Below are 17,304 nucleotides of genomic sequence, written 5' to 3'. Positions count from 1 at the left end.
CCCTGCTTGCGTATATTTAAATACCATCGAGCACCAACCGACGTACGCCTCCCACAGAGACACACGCGGAGGCGAGCACGACCATGAGCGATTTAGATACGACTGCGTCCGAGATACACGCGCAGTTCTCGGACAAGATAGACGGACTGACCGAGGAGGACGTCCGCTCGCGGCTGGACACCCTCGTCAACGAGTACCGGGTCCCGCTGGACGAAGCACGCCGGAGCGTCCGCTCCACCTACCTCGACGAGGCCGGGCTGGACCGCGACGAACTCGGCGGCGGCGGTGACAACGAGACGATACTCGTCGGCGACGTCGACGAGGACGAACAGTGGATCGACGTCCGCGTCACGGTCGCGGACCTCTGGGAACCCCGCTCCGACAGCATCTCGCAGGTCGGACTCGTGGGCGACGAGTCGGGCACCATCAAGTTCGTCGCGTTCGAGACGAGCGAACTCCCGAAACTCGAGGAGGGCAAGAGCTACGCCCTATCCAACGTCGTCACCGACGAGTACCAGGGGAACTACTCCATCAAACTGAACCGGACCACGGGCATCACCGAACTGGACGAGGAGATTGAGGTCGGCGACGACTCGACCGTCGTCGAGGGTGCGCTCGTCGACATCCAGTCCGGGTCGGGGCTCATCAAGCGCTGCCCGGAGGAGGGCTGTACCCGCGTCCTCCAGAACGGCCGCTGCTCCGAGCACGGCGAGGGCGAGGGCGAGTTCGACCTCCGAATCAAGGGGGTGCTCGACGACGGCGACGACGTCCACGAGCTCATCTTCGACCGCGAGGCCACCGAGGCGCTGACCGGCATCGGGCTGGAACAGGCCAAGGAGATGGCGATGGACGCGCTGGACACGACCGTCGTGGCCGACGAGATGCGGACGAAGGTGCTCGGCACCTACTACCGCGTCACCGGGCCGACGCTGGGACGGTACGTGCTGGCCAACGAGACGGAGGAACTGACCGGCGCCGTGGACGCCGAGGCGACGCTGATCCGAGCGAGGTCGATATAATGAGTGCCGAGATCCCCTCCCGCGAGGTCGCCCGACGGGCGTTCGCCGGGGAGTTCAACGACGCGAGCTACACGTTCCGCGAGTCCGACGACGAGCGTGCACCCATCTACCTGCTGCTCCCGACCGGGGAGCGTGCCAACCGCGTGTTCGTGGTCGGCACCCTCACCGAGAAGGAGAACATCGGCGAGGAGTCCGAGTACTGGCGCGGCCGCGTGGTCGACCCCACGGGGACGTTCTTCGCCTACGCCGGGCAGTACCAGCCCGAAGCGGCCGCGACCCTCCGCGAGATCGAGCCGCCGGCCTACGTCGCCATCGTCGGCAAGCCCCGGACCTACGAGCCGGAGGACGGCGACGGCGTGCTGGTGTCCATCCAGCCCGAGTCCGTGAGCGTCGTCGACGCCGCCACCCGCGACCGTTGGGTGGTCGAGACGGCCGAGCGCACGCTCGACCGCATCGAGGCGTTCGACGCCGAGACCAACGAGTACGCCGCGATGGCCGAGGAGCGCTACGACCTCCCGGTCGAGACGTACCGCGACAAGGTCATCGCGGCGCTGGAGTCCCTCGAGGAGGGCGACGCCGAACCGGAGCCGGAGATAGAGGCCTGAGCGCCCGATAACCGATTTTCAGCGGTCCTGGTCCCACGCGAGCGACGCCGAGCCGAGCGCCTCGGCGACGGCGGCGTCGAGGGCCCCGTTCGCCACCAGCGCGTCGCAGGCGTCGATGTCACCTGCGAGCGACCGGTCGCCGTCGAGCGGCGGCACCACCTCGCGGACCGCGTCGTAGACGGCCGCCGTCCCGTCGCCGTGCGCGAGTCCCTCCTCGACGAACTCGGCGGCCTGCGCCGCACAGAGCAGTTCGACGCCGACGACGGTGCGTGCCCAACCGAGGGTCCGCCGCGTGGCGTGGGCGCTCGTCGCCGACATGCTGACGTGGTCCTCCTGTCCGCCGGAGACGGGCGTCGTGTCCGTGGCCGGTGTCGAGACGCTCCGACACTCCGCGAGACAGGACGCGGCGGTGTACTGAGCGATCATCAGCCCCGACTCCAGACCGCTCTCGGGGGTGAGGTACGGCGGCAGGTGCGCTTCCTGAACGTGTGGGTTCAGCAGGCGGTCGACGCGGCGCTCGGCGATGGCGGCGAGTTCGGTCAGCGCGCTCCGGACGTAGTCGAGACGCAGGGCGAGCACCTCGCCGTGGAAGTTGCCGCCGGAGACCACGTCCGCCGCGTCGGTCCCCGAGGTGTGGCGGGAGATGTCGCCGGCCGGGAAGACGAGGGGGTTGTCCGTGGCGCTGTTCAGTTCCGTCTCGACGGCCGCGCGGAGGTGGGCTACCGCGTCCCTCACGGCGCCGTGGACCTGCGGGAGACACCGGATGGAGTAGGCGTCCTGCACCCGGTCGCAGTTGCGGTGTGACTCCACGACCTCGGAGCCGGCACAGAGCCGGCGGACGGCGCGGGCGCTCGCGGCCTGCCCGGCGTGGGGTCGGACCCGCTGGATGGCGTCCTCGACGGGGACGGTCGACCCCATCGTCACCTCCGTCGTGAGTGCGCCGGCGGCGTCGGCGGCCCGGCAGAGTCGCTCGGCGTCGTGGACCAGCAGCGCGGCCAGCCCGAGCGTGAGCTGGGTCCCGTTGACCAGCGCGAGGCCCTCCTTCGCCCGGAGGCCGAGCGGTTCGAGCCCAGCTGTGGCGAGTGCCTCGTCGCCGGGGAGGCGCTCGGGGACCCACTCGCCGTCGCTGGCGCCCTCCACGTCGGCCGCGCCCTCGCCGAGCAGGAGGCGCGCGACGTGTGCCAGTGGCGCGAGGTCGCCGCTCGCACCGAGACTCCCACGGGAGGGCACGACGGGGTGGACCCGCTCGTTCAGCAAGGTTACGAGGTGGTCGACGACCACCTCGCGGACGCCGGAGTAGCCCTTCACGAGCGCGTTCACGCGGGTCAGCAGGAGCGCCCGGACGGCCTCGCGGGGGAGTTCTGGGCCGGTGCCGGCCGCGTGGCTGCGGACGAGGTTCGTCTGGAGGTCGGCGACCCGCTCGCGCGGGATGCGCGTGTCGACGAGGTCGCCGAACCCCGTGTTCAGCCCGTAGACCGGCTCGTCGGTATCGAGGACGGCCTCAACTCGGTCGCGGGCCGCACGGACCCGCTCGCGTGCCGCGTCGCTCACCGCCACAGTGGCGTCCTCGCGGGCGACGGCGACCACCGCCGCCACCGTGAGGGACTCGCCGTCCAGCACCACCTCAGTCACGGACGACCACCCCCTCCTTGAGAACGGCGGCGACCGGCGTGTCACCGAACCGGTAGGGGACGTGGACGTGCGAAGGTGCGGCGAGGACGACACAGTCCCCGAGCGCGCCCTCGCGGAGCGTCCCGCGGTCGGCTCGGTCGAGCGCGCTCGCCCCGCCGTTGGTGGCCGCGAGGACGGCCTCGTCCGGCGCCATCCCCATCCCGACGCAGGCCAGCGTCACCGCGAACGGCATCGACGGCGCGTAGCAGTTCGGATTGAAGTCGCTGGCGACGGCGACCGTCGCGCCCGCCTCCCGGAACCGCGCGGGGTCGGCGTACTCGGCGCCGAGCGAGAACGCCGTGCCGGGGAGGAGCACGGCCGTCACGTCCGTCTCGGCCAGCACGCGGGCGTCCTCGCGGGTCGCGTGGAGCAGGTGGTCGGCGCTGACCGCGCCGAGTTCGGCCGCGAGCGCCGCCCCGCCCTGGTGGGTGAGTTCCTCGGCGTGGACCTTCGGCACGAGGCCGTGTTCCACCCCCGCCTCGAGGATTCGCCGCGACTGCGCGACGGAGAAGACGCCCTCCTCGCAGAACACGTCGCAGAACTCGGCGACGCCCTGCTCGGCGACGGCCGGGAGCTGCTCCGTGACCACGGCCTCGACGTACGCGTCGGTCTCGTCGCTCTCGGGCACCGCGTGGGCGCCCATGAACGTGGGCACCACGTCGACCGGGTGGCGGGCGTCGGCCGCGGCCAGTACCGCGAGCATCCGGAGCTCCGTCTCGGTGTCGAGGCCGTAGCCCGACTTCACCTCCAGCGTCGTCGTGCCCGTGGCGAGCACCGTGTCGAGTCGGTCCAGCAGCCCCCTGAGGAGCGCCTCGTCGCTCGCCTCCCTGACCGCGCGGACGGTGCGGAGGATGCCGCCCCCCTCCGCGAGGATGTCGGCGTACGTGGCCCCCCGGAGTTTCGCGGCGAACTCGTCCGAGCGGTCGCCTGCGAACAGCGCGTGGGTGTGGCTGTCGACGAACCCCGGCAGGACGGTCCCGCCGCTCGCGTCGACGGCCGCGACGGCGTTCTCGGGTGGGTGTTCGCGGGTCACCGCGTCGGTGGGGCCGACGGCGACGACGCGGCCGTCCGCGATGGCGACGGCGCCGTCCTCGACCGTCTCTGGTCCGGTCCCGTCGTCGTTCGGACCGACGAACACCTCCGCGGCGTCGTGGACAACCGCGTCTAGCGTCGGACTCATCGGGCCGTCTCCCCCTCGCCGGCCGCCGCTCGCTCGGCGATTCCCGCCTGCCGGCCGGCGAGGACGTGCGCGACGGCCCGTGCAGCGGCGTCGACGGTCCGGCCCTCCCTGTCAAGCGGCGGGGCACACTCGACCACCTCGAAGCCGGCGAGTCGCTCCTCGCGGGCGAGCGTCGAGAGCAATCCGAAGCACTCGCGGGTGGTGATGCCGCCCGGCGTGGGCGCGCTGACACCCGGTGCGGCCGTCGCGTCCAGCACGTCCACGTCGAGGCTGAGGTAGATACGGTCGACGTCCCGCATCGCTTCGAGGGCGCGTTCGGCCGCGCTCGCCACGTCCTGTCCCACCTCGTCGCTCGTCACGACGACGCCACCACGGTTCTCGACGTACTCGGCGTAGTGGCCCGAGGTCTCGAAGTGCCGGGCACCGACGCAGGCGTAGGCGTCCAGTCCCGCCGCGAACAGCTGGCGGTAGGGGGTGCCGCTGGTGGCGTCCTCGTGCCGCTCGCGCACGTCGAGATGTGCGTCGAGGTTCACCACGCCCAGCGACCCCTCGCCCAGCAGGGGGAGACAGTTGGCGTAGGTGAGCGAGTTGTCGCCGCCGAGGAAGACCGGGAACGTCTCCGCCTCGTGGAGGTAGCCGGCGACCACGCGGAGGTGTCGCTGCAGGTCACGGGTCGTCTCGGGGAGGTCGTCGCCGGAGTCGACGGCGACGAACGCGTCACCCGCGTCCCCGACGGTGCCGACGCCGTGACCGCCCAAGTGGTGGGTCTTGACGCCGGCGAGCGCCTGCCGGATGGCGTGTGGCGCCTGCGCCGCTCCCTTCCGCCCGACGACGCCGCGGTCGAACGGTTCACCGACGAGGACTGCGTCGTACTCGCCCCCCTCGCTCCGGACGTCCTCGACCGGTTCGACGACATCGCCGAACGTCTCGTCGTTCGGGTCGCGCGAGGGGCTCCGCCACCTCGGGGCGCTGGTGAGGCCGCTCATGCGTCGTCTCCCTCCTCTCGGCGCATCGGGATGTGGACGCCCGAGCGCTCGGCCTCGTCGATGGCGTCCTCGTAGCCCGCGTCCGCGTGACGGATCACGCCCATGCCGGGGTCCGTGGTGAACACGGCACGTGCCTTCTCGGCGGCGAGGTCGGTGCCGTCGAGGACGACGTGGTTGTTCGCGTGGAGCGAGTTCCCGATGCCGACCCCGCCGCCGTCGTGGACGCTCACGATGTCCGCACCCGCCGCGCAGTTCAGCAGAGCGTTCAGGATGGGCCAGTCCGCGACGGCGTCGCTCCCGTCGCGCATCGCCTCTGTCTCGCGGTTCGGTGACGCGACGCTCCCGGCGTCGAGGTGGTCGCGCGTGACGACGATGGGTGCGGATATCTCCCCCTCGCGGACGAGGTCGTTGATGCGCAGGGCGAACCGTGCCCGCTCGGTCAGGCCCTCCTCGTCGGTCCGGTAGCCGAGCCAGCAGACGCGACTCGGGAGGCCCTGGAACTGGACCTGCTCCGCGGCGAGGTCGATCCAGCGCAGCAGGGCCTCGTCCTCGGGGAACAGCTCGCGGATGGCCTCGTCCGTCCGGTGGATGTCGGCCGGCTCGCCCGAGAGCGCGAGCCAGCGGAACGGCCCCTTCCCGCGACAGAACAGCGGGCGGACGTACGCCGGGACGAAGCCGGGGAAGTCGAAGGCCTCCTCCACGCCGCGGTACTCCTCGACCTGTCCGCGGATGTTGTTGCCGTACTCGAACGTGACGGCGCCCCGGTCCTGCAGGGCGAGCATCGCGCGGACGTGTCGGGCCATCGTGTCGAGACTGGCCTCGACGTAGGCCTCGGGGTCCGACTCGCGGAGGTCGTCGGCCTCGGCGACCGTGTAGCCCGAGGGGTAGTACCCCTCGAGTTCGTCGTGGGCGCTCGTCTGGTCGGTCAGGAGGTCCGGGACGAACCCCCGGTCCAGCATCGCCTCGAGGAAGTCCGCGGCGTTCTGGTGGACCGCGACGCTGTAGGGGTCGCCCGCCTCGGCCGCCGCCTCCGCGCGCTCGATGGCCGTCTCGAGGTCCGGTGCCCGGTCCATACAGTAGCCCGTCTCGATGCGCCGGTCGATACGGCGCTCGTCGACCTCCGCGGCGATGCAGACCCCGCCGTTCATCGTCACCGCGAGCGGCTGGGCACCGCCCATCCCACCGAGGCCGGCGGTGACGGTGACGGTGCCTGCCAACCCCTCGCGGTCCGGGAAGTGCTGACGACCCGCCTCGGCGAGCGTCTCGTAGGTCCCCTGGAGGATGCCCTGCGTTCCGATGTAGGCCCACGACCCGGCAGTCATCTGGCCGTACATCAACAGGCCCTCGGCCTCGAGTTCGTGGAAGTGCTCCCAGTCGTCCCACTTCCCGACGAGGTTGGAGTTGGCGATGAGGACGCGAGGGGCACGCTCGTGGGTCCGGAACCGCCCGACGGGCTTGCCCGACTGGACGAGCAGGGTCTCCTCGTCGCCGAGTTCGCGCAACTCGCGGAGGATGGCGTCGTAGGCGTCCCACGACCGGGCCGCGCGGCCGGTGCCGCCGTAGACCACGAGCTCCTCGGGTTTCTCGGCCACCTCGGGGTCGAGGTTGTTGTTCAGGAGTCGGAGCGCGGCCTCCTGTCGCCAGCCTCGACACTCGAGGTCCGTTCCGGTCGGCGACCCCTGGTATCGCCGCCACTCCTCGCTCGGTTCGCCGATTCGGTTCTCGGGTCGTGGCTCCGCGTCGGGGTGGCTCATCTACGTCCCTTGGAACGTCACGGCAAATATTGCTTGTGCAGGCGGCGGGCAGCCGCGCGGCGCGGGGAGACGGGTCGGCTGCTGGCGTGCGAGCGTCTGACGAACGGTTAAGTAGCAGTAACTGGAAAACAGACGTGATATGGGCAACAAGAACAAGACCATCTCCTTCCGGGTCAACGAGGACGCCTTCGAGACCCTGCGGGAGATAGCCGAGGAGCGGGACATCTCGCTCTCGGCGGTGTTCCGCGACTACGTGGATATGCTCGTTGCCCACGATGGCCAGGTCCAGGTCGTCCCCAAGCACGAGCTGAACGAGGCGAGCGCCTCGTCACCCGCCGAATCGTTCCCGCCGAAGGTGGAGGTGCCCAAGTCGTTCGTCCGCGAACACGAGCGACTCGAACTCGAGGCCGAACACCTCCGCGAGCAACTCGACGAGTACAAGCGCTACGTCACCCGGCTCAGCCAGCGCCTCGACGAACAGGAGGACGAGGAGATAATCATGCTCGACGACCTCGACGACGAGGACGCCGAGGACCAGCCGTTCCGTCTGGGCTGACCGGCTCGACCCGGGTCAGGTCAGCCGCCGTTTCTTCTCCCGCGCCTCGTCGGCCGCCTCCTGCCGCCCGTCCACCTCCGCGAGTTCCTCCACCGCCTCGAGCGTCCGGACCGCGTCGTCGAGGAAGCCCAGCACGTCGCCAGGGTACGCGTACAGCATGTAGTCCTGTCCCATCACGTCGACGATGGCGTCCGGGCCGAGGCCCTGTTCGCGCAACTCCAGCAGGTAGCGGATGAACTTCTCCTGCGGGTGTCCGCAGTGGGGGTTGGACTGGCAGTCACAGTCCATGAAGTCCGTGGCGAAGTCGAGCACCCGCTCCTGCGTGGCGTCGTCGAGTTTGGCGAGGTTCTCGCCGCGAAAGAGGAGGTCCAGCGTGGCGCCGGAGAAGGCACTCTTGGGGAAGTTGGTCTCCAGCTGCGAGGCCAACTGCCGGTGGTTCTTCACGTAGATCTTGTCCGTGATGGCCACTGTTACGCGGCGTTGGCCGCTCGCGGACAAAAGCCCCCCGGATGCGACGTGCGAGGCCGTGACGAACCGGCACCGGAGCGAAATCTATATCCGTCGCATCGGACTAGGTGAGGTTGCATGTCCGGGTTGGGGTAGTGGACTATCCTTCAGCCTTGTGGAGGCTGAGACGCGGGTTCGATTCTCGCACCTGGACTACACCAACTTTCTCACACGGCTCGGCTGGGGAGTTCCCCGGCCACGTCACCTTCGTCTCGCACGACCGCAGCGCGACTGGAACAGCCCTCCGACGTCCACCACGTTTCCCGGTCCGCCGGTTCGCGGACCCCTCGGCGACGACCGTCGTCCCCCCCCGGTCGGCCAACACGTTTTCGTGTCTGCGAGACGTTGGAATAAACGAACTGGAAACCGCCAGCCAACGACCGGTTTCGCCCTCCACAACCCCCATGACCGTCGACACCGACACCAGCGACGCATCACAGTATCGACGCCGACTGTACCAGGTACTGGCCGAGGAGTCGGTCACGCTCTCGGAGCGTGTGGTCGCCGCGCTCGAGGTCGGCCGCGAGTACCTCGGCGTCGAGAACGGCCACGTCGCCCGCATCGACCGCGACCGTGACCGGCGGGAGGTGTACCTGAGCACCGGGGACGCGGACGGCGTCGTCACCGAGGGGGAGGTGTCGGCCCTCGCGACGAGTTACTGTCGGGTGACGCTGGAGCGGGAATCGCCGCTGGCGATGTCGGACGTCCCGGCCGAGCCGGGGTGGGAGGACCGCTACGCCGAACACGGCGTCGGGTGTTACCTCGGGGTGGAACTCACTCTCGGGGAGGAGACGTTCGGGACGCTCTGTTTCGTCGACCGGGACGCCCGTTCCCGGTCGTTCACCGAGGCCGAGCGGTCGTTCGCGGAACTGGTGGCTCGCTCCGTCGAGCGGGAACTCGCCTCGGCGCGCTACGAGGACCGACTCGACGAGCACCGCGAGGCCATCGACACGCGAGAGCGCCGACTCGAACGGTCGGAGCGGAAGTACGAGTCGCTGGTCGAGACGGCGCCCGACGCCATCGTGCTGGTCGACACCGACACCGAGGAACTGGCGGAGGCGAACGCGGCCGCGGCGGACCTGACCGGCTACGCCGAGCGGGACCTGGTGAGCACCGCGTGGCGGGAACTGGTCGTCGGCGTGGCGCCGGACGACGACGACGTGGGCGACCGACTCGTGGACCGGCTGGTGGCGGCCGACGGACCCGTCGACAGCCACCCGGACGGCTCGCCCCTGCGGGTCCGACACCGCGACGGCTCAGCCATCCCCGTCGAGGTGAGCGCGAGTCACGTCACGCTCGACGACGGGCAGTACGTGCAGGCGGTGTTCCGCGACGTGACCGAGCGCCGCGAGCGCCAGCGTGAACTCCGGCTGAAGGACCGGGCCATCGAGGAGGCACAGGTCGGCATCACCATCGCCGAGGCGGGCGAAGCCGAGGACCCGCTCGTGTACGCCAACCCGGAGTTCACTCGGCTGACGGGGTACGACCGGGAGGCGGTCATCGGCCGTGACTGCCGGCTCTTGCAGGGCGAGCGGACGAACGGGGGGACCACCGCGGCGCTCGGCGAGGCCATCGAGGCTGGCGAGCCGGTCCAGCAGGAGGTGCTGAACTACCGGGCCGACGGGACGCCGTTCTGGAACGAGGTGACGGTCACGCCGGTCCACGACGCGGACGGCGACGTGACTCACTTCGTCGGCTTCCAGCGGGACGTGACCGAGCGCAAGCGGCGGGAGACGCTCGTCTCGGTCCTGAACCGGGTCCTTCGGCACAACCTGCGCAACGACATGACCGTGGTCCGGGGGCACGCGGCGTTGCTCGCGTCGGAGTACGACGGCCCCGTCGCCGAGTCCGGGGAGACCATCGCCGAGACGGCAGAGGAACTCGTCGCGCTCAGCGAGAAGGCCCGGACGCTCGAGCAGGTCGCCGACGACCCCGGCGACCCCGCCGAGCGTGACCCGGTGACGGTGGCCGAGTCCGTGGTCGACCGGGTCCGCGAGCAGTACCCCGAGGCCGACATCGCGGTTCGCACCGCCGCGGAGTCGGTTCCGCCGGTGCTCGGCACCGACCGGCTGGAGCGTGCCCTGTTCGAGGTCGTCGAGAACGCCGCCCAGCACGCCGGGGCGGCCTCGACGGTGCGCGTCGTGGTCGCGACGGACGACGACGGGGTCACCGTCCGGGTCTCGGACGAGGGACCGGGGCTGGCCTCCAACGAGCGGGCGGTCCTCGACGGCCGCTCGGAGACGCCGCTCGAACACGGGACGGGACTGGGCCTCTGGCTCGCCAACTGGATCGTCACGGGCATCGGCGGTGAACTCGAGGTGGTCGACCCCGAAGGCGAGGGGACGACCCTCGAGGTCGGGTTGCGGACCGCGACCCAGCGGGCGGTCGAGGCGGGCGAACCGACCCCCTCGGCCATCGGGCTCGACGACTGAGTACCGCACCGTCTCGGCCTGAACACTCAAACGGACGGCCGGCGTAGCCGTCGCCGATGGACCAGTTGGCGCCGGCGTCGGCCCACGACGGGGACGACGAACCGGCCGCGCTCACGCCCTCGGACGACCACGTGGGGTTGCTCTCGGAACTCGACAGTCACGACATCGCGTTCGCGCTCACCCCCGAGGCGTCGACCGAGGACTTCCGGGTGGACGAGGTGGCCGACCGCGAGACGTTCCCGCAGTCGGTGGCCTCCGGCGGTCCCACGACGGCGGGGGTCATCCTCTGGACGCGAATCGACCCCGAGCAGTACGACCCGGACTGCCCGGTCGGCGTCGAGGTCGCCCACGACGACGGGTTCGACGACGTGGTCTACCGCGGGTCGGTCACCGACCCGGAGCGGGTCGAGGCCCACGACCACACGCTGAAGGTGGACCTCGACGGCCACCTCGCCCCCGGCGAGGCGTATCGCTACCGGTTCGTCCACGACGGCTCGGCGTCGCCCGTGGGGACCTGCCGGACGCTCCCGACCGACCCCGAGTCGGTCCGGTTCGCCGTCGTCGCCTGTCAGAACTACCTCAACGGCTACTACGGGGCGTTCCACCACATCGCCGAGGCGGACGTGGACTTCATCGTCCACGTCGGCGACGCCATCTACGAGTCCGACAGCGGTCACTTCAAAGGCGTCGGGAGTCGGACCTACCACGACCGGGTGAAGGACCTCCCGAGCGGTGCCGACCGGGTGCAGAGACTGGCGGACTACCGCTACCTCTACCGCGTCTACCGCTCGGACGCGTTCCTGCAGGAGGCGCTCGAATCGCACACGCTCGTCGCCGGGTGGGACGACCACGAGTTCGCCAACGACCTGCACTGGAACGACGCCACCGACGCGCCGCGTGGCGACCACCCGCGTGGCGACGACCCGACGTTCATGACCCGGCTGGTGGCCGACGGGATGCACGCGTGGTGGGAGTACATGCCCGCCCGCGTCGAGTACGACCCGGCCGCCGACCGCCTGCAGGACCGCTTCCGGCTGTGGCGGTCGTTCGAGTTCGGCGACTTGGTCCGACTCGTCCTGACCGACGAGCGACTGTTCCGTGACCCGCCGCGCGATGCGATCCCGACCCGGCGGGCGGTCGACCCGGACCGCGAACCGCCGGACCGGTCGATGCTCGGGCCGGACCAGCGAGCGTGGTTGTTCGAGCAGTTCGAGAACGACGCGACGTGGACGGTGTGGACCGACGAGGTGCTGACGGTGCCGTTCAAGCTCGGCGCCGGGCGGGCGACGCTCTACCCCGTCCAGATGGGGTGGGACGGCTACACGCGCGAGCGCCGGGCCATCGAGGAGCGGGTGCAGACCCTCGGGCTGGAGAACTTCGTCACCATCACCGGCGACATGCACTGTTACGTCGCGGCGTACAAGCAGGCTGGCTACCGGGACTGGCTGTTCGGGCGGCACGCGCCCGAACCCGAACGGCTGGGCGTGGAGTTCATGACGCCCGCGGTCACGTCCGTGAACCCCGCGGAGGCGGTGGGCCTGACCGGTCCGCTCGCCACCCGACTCACCGCACCGCTCGTCTCCGGTCTCGTCGAACTGATGAATCCACACGTCGAGCACTTCGACGGGCACCGCTGGGGCTACTCGGTCGCGGAGTTCACCGAGGAGGCCTGCACGTTCGTCGCCTACAGCGTCGACAAGCACGTCGACTCGCCCGACGCGGACCGGTCCGTGGTCAGTGCGTTCCGGGTGCCGGAGGGCGAGACGGAACTGGTGGACGTGACCGCGGCGTTCAGGGACCGCTGAGCAGCCGACATCTTCTTTCGTTCGTATACAGTGCATCCGACACGAACATTCTTGACCCCCGCCGGAGTGGTCCGAGTGGGAAGATGAGGCCGTTCCACCGCCTTCGGGCACTGACAGGCGGTGCGCGCACCGAGGGAGGGAGGGGAGACACGGATGGGTACGTGTGTCACGGGTGCGAGCGCCGGTTCGAGGTACAGTATCATAGTTGCCCGGAGTGTGGGAGCTTCGCCGTCGAGTCCGCACTCCACGACCCGCCGCCGGGGTGAGCGGGCTCGCGGGTCGGCGGTCGTCACCTCGGGACGTGGCCGTCGGTGTGCGTGACAGCCGCTCGCTCGGGTTCGGCGAAGGGCAACCTCTTTGAACGTCACCCTCGGAGAGAGAACATGTTGGTTACCATCTCGGGCCCCGCCGGGAGTGGCAAGAGCACCGCTGCGGCGGCGCTCGCCACGGCGCTCGGGTACGACCACGTCAGTGGCGGTGATATCTTCCGTGAACTCGCCGCCGACCGTGGGCTGACGCCACTCGAACTCAACCAGGAGGCCGAGACCGACGAGAGCATCGACCTCGACCTCGACCGACGGCTCCGGACCACCGCCGCCGAGAACGACGACCTCGTCCTCGAGTCGCGGCTCGCGGGCTGGATGGCGGGCGAACACGCCGACTTCCGTATCTGGCTCGACGCCCCCCTCGAGATTCGCGCCCGACGTATCTCCGAGCGCGAGGAGAAGTCCGTCGACGTGGCTCGCGAGGAGACCCGTGCCCGCGCCGAGAGCGAGGCCACGCGCTACGAGGCCTACTACGGCATCGACATCGAGGACCTCTCCATCTACGACCTCGTCCTGAACACGGCCCGGCTGGACCCCGAGGGGGTCGTCTCCGCCATCGTCACCATCATCGAGGCGTACAACCCCGAGGAGGACGAGGGCAAGACCCCCGTCAAGGTCGACTACGACTTCTGACCCATGTCGGGAGCGCTCCGTGGGCCGCCCGACGAGCGCTCCGTCGACGAGCTGCTCTCGTTCGGCGTGGTGAACCTCGATAAACCCCCCGGCCCCTCGGCCCACCAGGTCGCCGCGTGGGTCCGCGACGTGACCGGTCAGGAACGGGCGGCCCACTCCGGGACGCTGGACCCGAAGGTGACCGGCTGTCTCCCCATCCTGCTCGGCGACGCCACCCGCGCCGCACAGGTGTTCGACGACGCGCGCAAGGGGTACGTCACGGTGCTGGAACTCCACGGGCCGGCACCCGCCGACTTCGAGTCCGTCGTCGCGGAGTTCGAGGGTCCAGTCTACCAGAAGCCGCCGCGGAAGTCCGCTGTCACCCGTCGTCTGCGCGCCCGGACCATCTACACGCTCGACGCCCTCGAACTCGAGGCGCGACGGGCGCTCCTGCACGTCGAGTGTGAGTCGGGCACCTACGTCCGGAAACTGTGTCACGACATCGGCCTCGCGCTCGGGACGGGCGCGCACATGGGTGACCTCCGCCGGGTCCGGACCGGGACCTTCGACGACACGGCTCTCGTGACGCTCCACGACCTGCGCGACGCGCTGGTGTGGGCCGGCGTCGTCGACGCCGAGGACGTGGGCGACGCGGAGGTCGACGAGTCGTCCCTCCGCGAGTGTGTCGCGCCGGCCGAACGCGCGCTCTCGCACCTCCCGCGACTGACGATGGCCGAGAGCGCCGCCCGCGAGGTGGCCGACGGTGCGCCGGTGTACGCCCCCGGCGTCCTCGACTGTGAAGAGTGCGAGGCGGGCGCGCTCGTCGCCGGCTACACCCCGAACGGGGCCGCGGTCTGTCTCGGCCGGCGGGTGGGCGACCCCGACGCCGAGTCGGGGACGGTGCTCGAACTGGAGCGCGTCCTCGTCTGAGAACCCGGGCGCCGCGCAGGCGTCCGCGGTTGGCACGACGCGGACCCTTTAGTCGTTCGCCGGCGTCGCCCCCACGCGCTCCACCTCGATGCTCCCCGTGAGCTCCGAGTAGGGGTAGGGCATGTCGATGGCCTCGGCGTCACACCGCTCCTTGACGGCCTGGACGTACTCGCTCTTCACGCGGACGAAGTCGGAGCGTGCCGGGTCCTCGACCCAGAAACGCGACTGGATGCCGACGTAGGAGTCCGCGAGTTCCGTCACCCGGACGGAGGGCGCGGGCTCGTCCAGGATCTCGTCGTGCTGCTCCGCCTCCTCCACGATGACTGCCTTGGCGTGGTCGAGGTCGTCGTCGTACCCCACACCGAAGGTGAACGGGATGCGGAGCGTGTCCTTCGCCACCGGGTTCGTCACCGCCGTGTTCGCCAACTCCGAGTTCGGCACCGTGATGAGTTCGTTGTTGAACGTCCGCACCCGGCTCACGCGGAAGGAGATGTCCTCGATGACGCCCGCGTTCCCGTCCCACTCGACCCAGTCGCCGATCTTCAGTTTCGGGTCGCTGATGAGGAACACGCCGCTGACGAGGTTCCCGATGATATCCTGGGAGGCGAACCCGATGGCCAGCGTGAGCGCCGCGGCGATGGTCGCCAGCGACGTGAGCAGGTTGCCGAACCCGGCGACGGCGAACGCCACCGCGAACGCGGCGAAGACGACGAGCGCGAGGGTGGCCTTCCGTGCGGGTTTCGCCAGCGTCGGTTCGACGTTCCGCGCACGGAGCGCCCGGCTCACGAGCGGGAGGACGACGATCCGCCCCACGACGTAGACGACGGCCGCGGTCAACAGGAACGTGATGGCCTGCGCCACGAAGCGGCCCGCCCCCGCGACCAGTTGGTCGAGTACCCCGCCCGGTCCGAACAGCTGTAACGGCAACATGCCAGACCGGACTCACGGACGTTCTATAGGTCTGACGGGTCGGATGGTGAGAAAATCGGGGGCGGTGATGGGACAGACCCGAAGCGACACCCTTACTACGGGGACGGCCACACTCTCGAATGCGAGGGACCGTGGGGTAGTGGCATCCTATGCGGATGGGGTCCGCATGAACCGTGTTCGATTCACGGCGGTCCCGTCACTCGTTTCGGACCTCGTGGCGCGACGGCGTCGTGCCACGGCGTTCGCGTACCTCGTTTCGTGATTCCGTGGACGAGCGCAGCGAGTCCACGGCCGTTTCGTTCTCGAACGTCCCCCAGTGGTCTCGCTCGTGACTCCGAACGCGTCAGTCCACGTCGATGTACATCCCCGGGTCCTCCTTGCCCGTCGTCCCCGTCCACGTGAACACCATCTCGCCGGTGATGGTGAACCCGTCCGAGGTGCCGACGCTCTCGACGACGATGTACTGCTTGTCCCCGTCGGCGGCGGTCACGCTGTCCGTCGCGGGCACTGCGCCGCCGATCCTGACGTTCTTCGCCGTCGCGGACCCCCTCGACGGGGCTCGCACGGTGATGGCGACGGCGTCACCCTGCGGGACTGAGACACTGTCGGAGATGGTCGTCCCGCCGACAGTCAACGTCGCCGTCCCACTCCCATCGTAGGTCAGCTCGAACGACTCCGTCGCGCCACTCGTCCACGTCCGGCCGGCCTGCGCACCTCCGGAGAGCGAGTCGCCGACCTTCAGTTCCCAGTTGCCAATCTCACCGTACCGGGCCCGCCCTGTCCACGTGTACGACTGGTCCGCGAACTGCTGGTCACCGAACCCGGTGCCGGTCCTCACCGACCCGGCGAACGCCGCGGGCCCGGTGCTCTCGACGGGGATGGTCCGAAGCACGGCCGACCGGTCACCGCGCTCCGCCCGCCACACCAGTCGGACCGGGTCGTCGCTGCTCGTCGGCGAGAGTTCGAGGCTGTCGCCGGCCTGCACGGTCCCGTCGGTCGTCTCGCCGCCGGCCGCCGCCCACCGCTGCTCGGCAAGTCCCCCGCCGACGACGTAGAACTCACCGGCCGGAATCGGCTCGCCAGAGGTGTGCGTGACGTTCATCTGCCCGGCCTCCTGCTCCACGGAGAAGGTCGCCTGTGGCGCCGCCTCCCCGACGATGCCGTCGATAAGCCCGAACGAGTACGCCCCGACCAGCGAGCCGAGTATCGTCGTCACCGCCACCAGCAGTACGACACCGATCACCGGCGAGACGGCCCGACGGCTCTCGCTCCCCCCCGAAGGTCCCACTCCCATCATCGTTCGAAGGTCGGGATAGCTGTACAAAAACCCCCGGTTCACACCTGTCGTGGGGACACTCCCGACCACTCGGGCCGCCGAGACGTTTTTGACGTGGCTCGGTCAACGTTCCCCGGGTGATAGGATGTCCGAGTTCGAGCTTCGAAGTCCGGCGTTCGAGGACGGAGGCGTGATCCCACGCCAGTACGGCTACCACGAGCGGAACGTGAACCCTCCCCTCGTCGTCGAGGGGGTGACCCCCGAGACGGTCTCCCTCGCGTTCGTGGTGGAGGACCCCGACGCGGTGGCGCCTGCGGGGAAGGTGTGGGACCACTGGGTCGTCTGGAACGTCGCCCCGGCCGAGACGGACACGCGTCTCGACATCCCCGAGGACTGGGACCCGGCGTCGGCCGGTGGGCAGGCGGGGACCAACGACTACGGCGAGCGTGGCTACGGCGGCCCGAACCCACCGGACCGAGAGCACACCTACCTGTTCCGGGCGTACGCACTCGACACGACGCTGGGACTCTCACCGAGCGCGACCAAGGAGGAACTGGAGGACGCCGTGGGCGGCCACGTCCTCGAGACGGCGACGCTCCGTGGGCGGTACGCGCCGTGAGAGAGTGCCGGCCGGCGGTAACGTTTCGGCAACCCTGAAGGATTTATATAGCGCTGGCCGGAATCGGGCCGTGTATGTCTGTGCCAGACGCCGCGG

Annotated in this window: 15 protein-coding genes and 2 tRNA genes; 10 read left to right on the top strand and 7 right to left on the bottom strand. The window is 70.0% G+C overall.

Annotation, left to right across the window (positions count from 1 at the left end; translation table 11 throughout):
* Positions 1-83: 83 nt before the first annotated feature.
* Together N0B31_RS09380 and N0B31_RS09375 are read left to right on the top strand one after the other, a co-directional pair.
* The gene (locus tag N0B31_RS09380) at positions 84-1,019 is read left to right on the top strand and encodes a replication factor A (protein WP_260643601.1); all 936 of its coding nucleotides are present in this window, start codon (positions 84-86) and stop codon (positions 1,017-1,019) included.
* Entirely contained in the window at positions 1,016-1,624 is a 609-nt protein-coding gene (locus N0B31_RS09375; RefSeq protein WP_368389233.1) for an RPA family protein, read from the top strand. Before N0B31_RS09380 ends, N0B31_RS09375 begins: the two co-directional genes overlap by 4 nt.
* 18 nt (positions 1,625-1,642) lie before the next feature.
* Here the strand turns inward: N0B31_RS09375 and hutH are convergent, their stop codons facing one another.
* The 4 genes from hutH to hutU are packed head-to-tail and all read right to left on the bottom strand — an operon-like array spanning position 1,643 to position 7,215.
* Positions 1,643-3,256 (bottom strand): histidine ammonia-lyase, encoded by a 1,614-nt coding sequence (gene hutH, locus N0B31_RS09370; RefSeq protein ID WP_260643599.1) that lies wholly within the window; start codon positions 3,254-3,256, stop codon positions 1,643-1,645.
* Positions 3,249-4,475, bottom strand: a complete 1,227-nt coding sequence (gene hutI / locus N0B31_RS09365; RefSeq protein WP_260643598.1) for an imidazolonepropionase — start codon at positions 4,473-4,475, stop codon at positions 3,249-3,251. Before hutI ends, hutH begins: the two co-directional genes overlap by 8 nt.
* Positions 4,472-5,461 carry a formimidoylglutamase gene (gene hutG / locus N0B31_RS09360; protein WP_260643597.1) on the bottom strand — a complete coding sequence of 330 codons (990 nt, stop codon included), beginning with the start codon at positions 5,459-5,461 and terminating at the stop codon, positions 4,472-4,474. The genes hutI and hutG overlap by 4 nt, the downstream gene beginning before the upstream one ends.
* Entirely contained in the window at positions 5,458-7,215 is a 1,758-nt protein-coding gene (gene hutU, locus N0B31_RS09355; protein WP_260643596.1) for a urocanate hydratase, read from the bottom strand. Before hutU ends, hutG begins: the two co-directional genes overlap by 4 nt.
* A gap of 139 nt (positions 7,216-7,354) precedes the next feature.
* On the opposite strand from hutU, the gene N0B31_RS09350 reads away from it, so the two are divergent.
* On the top strand, positions 7,355-7,771 hold the full coding sequence (locus N0B31_RS09350; RefSeq protein ID WP_260643595.1) for a DUF8146 domain-containing protein: 417 nt from the start codon (positions 7,355-7,357) through the stop codon (positions 7,769-7,771).
* Positions 7,772-7,786: 15 nt separating this feature from the next.
* On the opposite strand, the gene N0B31_RS09345 is transcribed toward N0B31_RS09350, so the two are convergent.
* On the bottom strand, positions 7,787-8,239 hold the full coding sequence (locus N0B31_RS09345; protein WP_260643594.1) for a DUF5814 domain-containing protein: 453 nt from the start codon (positions 8,237-8,239) through the stop codon (positions 7,787-7,789).
* Positions 8,240-8,359: 120 nt separating this feature from the next.
* On the opposite strand from N0B31_RS09345, the gene N0B31_RS09340 reads away from it, so the two are divergent.
* From N0B31_RS09340 to N0B31_RS09320, 5 genes are all read left to right on the top strand, one after another.
* Positions 8,360-8,432: transfer RNA gene (locus tag N0B31_RS09340), tRNA-His, on the top strand.
* 250 nt (positions 8,433-8,682) lie between these two features.
* Positions 8,683-10,710, top strand: coding sequence for a PAS domain S-box protein (locus N0B31_RS09335; RefSeq protein ID WP_260643593.1), 2,028 nt, complete (start codon positions 8,683-8,685; stop codon positions 10,708-10,710).
* A gap of 56 nt (positions 10,711-10,766) precedes the next feature.
* Positions 10,767-12,515, top strand: coding sequence for an alkaline phosphatase D family protein (locus tag N0B31_RS09330; RefSeq protein WP_260643592.1), 1,749 nt, complete (start codon positions 10,767-10,769; stop codon positions 12,513-12,515).
* Between the two features lie 383 nt (positions 12,516-12,898).
* Complete coding sequence (cmk, locus tag N0B31_RS09325; protein ID WP_260643591.1) at positions 12,899-13,474, top strand: (d)CMP kinase; 576 nt, start codon at positions 12,899-12,901, stop codon at positions 13,472-13,474.
* Positions 13,475-13,477: 3 nt separating this feature from the next.
* Positions 13,478-14,383: an RNA-guided pseudouridylation complex pseudouridine synthase subunit Cbf5 gene (locus tag N0B31_RS09320; protein WP_260643590.1), complete on the top strand. Its 906-nt coding sequence runs from the start codon at positions 13,478-13,480 to the stop codon at positions 14,381-14,383.
* A gap of 48 nt (positions 14,384-14,431) precedes the next feature.
* On the opposite strand, the gene N0B31_RS09315 is transcribed toward N0B31_RS09320, so the two are convergent.
* Entirely contained in the window at positions 14,432-15,313 is an 882-nt protein-coding gene (locus N0B31_RS09315; protein ID WP_260643589.1) for a mechanosensitive ion channel family protein, read from the bottom strand.
* Between the two features lie 125 nt (positions 15,314-15,438).
* Here N0B31_RS09315 and N0B31_RS09310 point away from each other — a divergent pair.
* Positions 15,439-15,509: transfer RNA gene (locus N0B31_RS09310), tRNA-Pro, on the top strand.
* Between the two features lie 147 nt (positions 15,510-15,656).
* Here N0B31_RS09310 and N0B31_RS09305 read toward each other — a convergent pair.
* Positions 15,657-16,610, bottom strand: a complete 954-nt coding sequence (locus tag N0B31_RS09305; protein WP_260643588.1) for a choice-of-anchor W domain-containing protein — start codon at positions 16,608-16,610, stop codon at positions 15,657-15,659.
* Positions 16,611-16,734: 124 nt separating this feature from the next.
* On the opposite strand from N0B31_RS09305, the gene N0B31_RS09300 reads away from it, so the two are divergent.
* Complete coding sequence (locus tag N0B31_RS09300) at positions 16,735-17,208, top strand: YbhB/YbcL family Raf kinase inhibitor-like protein (protein WP_260643587.1); 474 nt, start codon at positions 16,735-16,737, stop codon at positions 17,206-17,208.
* Positions 17,209-17,304: the final 96 nt, after the last annotated feature.

It is taken from the genome of Salinirubellus salinus (assembly GCF_025231485.1).
Lineage (GTDB): Archaea > Halobacteriota > Halobacteria > Halobacteriales > Haloarculaceae > Salinirubellus > Salinirubellus salinus.
The sequence above is the reverse complement of the archived record's forward strand: the minus strand, read 5'-3'. Positions and strand labels throughout refer to the sequence as shown.

Coding starts and splice junctions, on each gene's coding strand:
- N0B31_RS09380 (WP_260643601.1), top strand. CDS start 84: ATGAGCGATTTAGATACGACTGCGTCCGAGATACACGCGCAGTTCTCG.
- hutI (WP_260643598.1), bottom strand. CDS start 4,475: ATGAGTCCGACGCTAGACGCGGTTGTCCACGACGCCGCGGAGGTGTTC.
- hutG (WP_260643597.1), bottom strand. CDS start 5,461: ATGAGCGGCCTCACCAGCGCCCCGAGGTGGCGGAGCCCCTCGCGCGAC.
- hutU (WP_260643596.1), bottom strand. CDS start 7,215: ATGAGCCACCCCGACGCGGAGCCACGACCCGAGAACCGAATCGGCGAA.
- N0B31_RS09350 (WP_260643595.1), top strand. CDS start 7,355: ATGGGCAACAAGAACAAGACCATCTCCTTCCGGGTCAACGAGGACGCC.
- N0B31_RS09335 (WP_260643593.1), top strand. CDS start 8,683: ATGACCGTCGACACCGACACCAGCGACGCATCACAGTATCGACGCCGA.
- N0B31_RS09330 (WP_260643592.1), top strand. CDS start 10,767: ATGGACCAGTTGGCGCCGGCGTCGGCCCACGACGGGGACGACGAACCG.
- cmk (WP_260643591.1), top strand. CDS start 12,899: ATGTTGGTTACCATCTCGGGCCCCGCCGGGAGTGGCAAGAGCACCGCT.
- N0B31_RS09320 (WP_260643590.1), top strand. CDS start 13,478: ATGTCGGGAGCGCTCCGTGGGCCGCCCGACGAGCGCTCCGTCGACGAG.
- N0B31_RS09315 (WP_260643589.1), bottom strand. CDS start 15,313: ATGTTGCCGTTACAGCTGTTCGGACCGGGCGGGGTACTCGACCAACTG.
- N0B31_RS09305 (WP_260643588.1), bottom strand. CDS start 16,610: ATGATGGGAGTGGGACCTTCGGGGGGGAGCGAGAGCCGTCGGGCCGTC.
- N0B31_RS09300 (WP_260643587.1), top strand. CDS start 16,735: ATGTCCGAGTTCGAGCTTCGAAGTCCGGCGTTCGAGGACGGAGGCGTG.